Below are 3025 nucleotides of genomic sequence, written 5' to 3'. Positions count from 1 at the left end.
ACGAACATTAGCTCTAAATCATTCTGCTTTAGCTGGGTTTTCCTCCTTGGCAACTAACGCCGCGTTAAGTGGTGAACAACGCCAACCACAAAACCTAACCCATTGTACCTTAAACACTAAATTCAACTTAAACTGAGATCGCCAAGCGTTGTGAATCCGTCTTAAACGCCTTGTTAGTTTTCCGGCTCTGCAAACTTCAAGATATCCTTGTAATTATTTACAACAAGATCGATGGAATTATCGTCGTGGTAAACTCGATAAAGCTTCCCATTTTCACCATCATTCACATTGATAAAGTATGGATCACCAGAACCACACAAACAGCAAGCGACAGCTATGTACCCAGATTTAACGACGTTAATACCCGGATAATAATTACTAGTTTCATCGTCAATCTCCGAGCGAGCAAAGACCTTAAAATCTGCACCTAACCCAGACAAATCAAAATCATCTGGGATCTCAAATGACTTATTGCTCAAATTGTTATTGGATATAAAATCTAACCAATAATCAGGAATATTTATCACTGCAAACTCCAAAAGAAAACTAACGCCGCGTTAAGGGGTGAACAACGCGATGCCACCCAACTTAAGCCATTGTTGCCAGAAACACAAAAGCTAAACTTTGAAACAAAACTGCCAAGCGTTGAGAATCCCTCTTAAACGCTTTGTTATGTACGTACTTTTACAAACGTACTTTTTGACCTTTGAGAGAATAAAAGATAGGGAGACCAAACACATAAGGTAAACAAGCTACGCACTACTTCTTGCGTTGTTTCAGAGTCAAACACTTCCATTTCTGGTAACACTATTGATACAAGATACGCATCTATCAGGATAAAGGCCGTAGAGGTTATGGCCAACCCAAGATACCACTTGGGAAATACCGACCTTTTCGTAAAAAATAGGTAAGCCAAATAAATTCCCAAGAATGCAAACAGTAGATTACCCACTATTTCTCCGATTATGATTGGTCCCCAAAGCGGCGAGTAGATCTCACTACCATAAGTAGTAAGCACCTCCCACGTTCCATCAATAAAAATTGAAGGATAAGTAACGCCCACAAAATACAACAATCTAACAGGTGCGATGACAACACCAATAGCGATAAGGATTAGCCAACCACCAATTTTTAGTGGCTCATTTCTTTCAGATACTTCCGTTGTTTCCATACTTTACTCCTAAGTACATAACGCCCAATTAAGGGGTGAACAACGCCTCCCCCCAAACCTAAAGCATTGTACCGTAAACACTAAAATTGAAGTAGAAGCAAAAATGCCAAGCGTTGTGAATCCCTCTTAAATTGCTTGTTATGTTTTACCACAAACGCATGATTTACTTGAGAAAGAACTGCTATTTCAGACTAGTTTTCTGAATTAATCCACAAGGCAAGAACCGACTTGGCCGACAAAGGCGACCAACCAGAAACGAGTAATTCCACTTCCCTGCCCAATGAGGCAACCCGATAAACGTTCAACGACCACGCACCCTTTCCAACCAAAGCGTAGGACAATGGCAAATTGCCGAGGCAATTGCCAAGCTAACATACTGATTGGCAAATACGCTCAAAGCGACTTAGAGCCAGTGAGATTTGAAACCAACCGCCACGACCTGAAAATGAAGCAACCCACAGATATAGGCATGTTTCACGGGTTGAGAGATTCAAGAGTTTAGGCCGACAATGCGGATTTGCTGAGGCAACTCGAACGAATGGCTAAAGGGACAAAGAACAGTGATCGAAAGATATTTAAGCCATTGAAATTCAAGTAAACATAACGCCCAATTAAGGTGTGAGGCACTCTACCACGACACTCAATTTGAACACATTAATCACTAAACTTAATCCAAACCGAAAATGCCAAGCGTGCTGAATCACTCTTAAATTGTTTGTTAGTTTGCGTGCCAAAGTGACACAACGATTGCTAATTGCACACTTTAAGACCATAATACCTATGTGACATTTTGACACGACAGGAGATAACATAATGGCTACTACCTTGCCTCGCATCACTGCTAGAGTTGATGTCGATACACAAGATTTACTTACTAAGGCTGCCGCAATCGCTGGTATGTCTAGTATTAACTCATTTGTTTTAAGTGCTGCAATCGAAAAAGCTAAACAAGTCATTGAGCGTGAGCAGACTTTAAAGCTGAGCCAAGCTGATGCTATGTTGCTGATGGACGCTTTAGACCGTCCTGCAACACAGAACTCAAAACTAAAAGCTGCTGCTAGTCGATACGAGAGCAAAACTCAATGATGAATACGGTACTTCTAGATAAAGCTAAACACGATAGAAACCGATTCAACTGCGGCATCGAAGCTCTCAATAATTACTTAAAAGTAATGGCGAGTCAGCAAGCAAAGAAAGACAACACCAGAACGTTTGTTTTGGAAGATGATAACGACAACTCACATATCATCGGCTTTTACACGCTAACAATGACACCAATTGACTTAAAGGCATTGCCTGATAAGTTACAAAAAAAGCACCAATCATCCACCTCTGGTGGTCTGATTGCCCGTCTTGCTGTCGATGACCGATACAAAGGGAAAGGCTTTGGTGAGTGGCTGCTTATCGACGCACTCAGAAAGCTATTAGCTGCTAGTGATAGCGTTGCATTTCCAGTTGTTATCGTTGACGCCAAAGACGGTGCGAAACACTTCTATGAACGCTATGGTTTTCAAGCATTTAAAGACGCAGAAAATAAACTCTTCATCACCATTTCTGATGTGAGATCAAGCTTAGGCTAGTTAACCACTAGCCTTTAGCAAACTAACGCCGCATTAAGGGGTGAACAACGCCACCACCTAACCTAAACCATTGTGCCGTAAACACTAAAGCCAATTCAAACAAAAACTGCCAAGCGTTGCGAATCCCTCTTGAATGCTTTGTTAGTTGCCAAACCTAAAGCGTTGATTTGAAGTCTATTGCCGCTTTGCCAACACTGGCTTTATGTACTTTGAAAGACTCAAATCAGGCGCAGTTTCAAAGCACCTGTCACTGAAACCACTTGGAACTCAAAAC

General features: G+C 41.4%; 4 protein-coding genes. 2 read left to right on the top strand and 2 right to left on the bottom strand.

The annotated features are described in order from the left end of the window. Positions 1-173: 173 nt before the first annotated feature. Entirely contained in the window at positions 174-527 is a 354-nt protein-coding gene (locus HCZ42_RS21560; RefSeq protein ID WP_167422714.1) for a hypothetical protein, read from the bottom strand. 143 nt (positions 528-670) lie between these two features. Continuing rightward, entirely contained in the window at positions 671-1171 is a 501-nt protein-coding gene (locus tag HCZ42_RS21555) for a DUF2569 domain-containing protein (protein WP_025630370.1), read from the bottom strand. Positions 1172-1984: 813 nt separating this feature from the next. Here HCZ42_RS21555 and HCZ42_RS21550 point away from each other — a divergent pair. Beyond that, positions 1985-2257 carry a DUF1778 domain-containing protein gene (locus HCZ42_RS21550; protein WP_069542826.1) on the top strand — a complete coding sequence of 91 codons (273 nt, stop codon included), beginning with the start codon at positions 1985-1987 and terminating at the stop codon, positions 2255-2257. After that, entirely contained in the window at positions 2254-2751 is a 498-nt protein-coding gene (locus HCZ42_RS21545; RefSeq protein ID WP_069542827.1) for a GNAT family N-acetyltransferase, read from the top strand. The genes HCZ42_RS21550 and HCZ42_RS21545 overlap by 4 nt, the downstream gene beginning before the upstream one ends. The last annotated feature ends 274 nt before the right edge of the window (positions 2752-3025 follow it).

It is taken from the genome of Vibrio hepatarius (assembly GCF_011806575.1).
In the GTDB taxonomy this organism is placed as follows: domain Bacteria; phylum Pseudomonadota; class Gammaproteobacteria; order Enterobacterales; family Vibrionaceae; genus Vibrio; species Vibrio hepatarius_A.
This window is presented reverse-complemented; position numbering and strand designations above follow the sequence as displayed.